At 61.9% G+C, this 331-nt stretch carries 1 pseudogene; it reads right to left on the bottom strand.

The features are described from left to right. A pseudogene (locus HBA93_RS19850) lies at positions 1 to 331 on the bottom strand (Tn3 family transposase); the annotation flags it as partial.

The following is a 331-nucleotide window of genomic DNA, read 5'->3' as shown; positions in this document are numbered from 1 at the left end:
CGGAACCGATGATAACCGTCGAGTACATGATTGAGAGGATCGTCCGCCATGGTGGCGGTCAGCCGGGTTGCCATTGCAACAAGGGTCTTGAAGCCGTCCCACCCTGATCCGCTCGCGATGACGTCGCCCAGCGGCTGGCCATCATCCTGTGCGTCGACCAGAGCGCCGCCGATTTCGGCGAAGGATTTTAAGGTGTCGCGCACCGCGTTCGCTTCGTCGGCGACTTTCGCTTGGCAAATGCGCTCCGATGCCCGGTAGAGCCTGCCGACGATCCGGTCATGGGTTTCGACCACGGCGTCAGCGAGCATCGCTTGCCATTCCGACGCGCAAA

The sequence above is a fragment of the Ochrobactrum sp. SFR4 genome (assembly GCF_019730395.1).
Classification (GTDB): Bacteria; Pseudomonadota; Alphaproteobacteria; order Rhizobiales; family Rhizobiaceae; genus Pseudochrobactrum.
The sequence above is the reverse complement of the archived record's forward strand: the minus strand, read 5'-3'. Positions and strand labels throughout refer to the sequence as shown.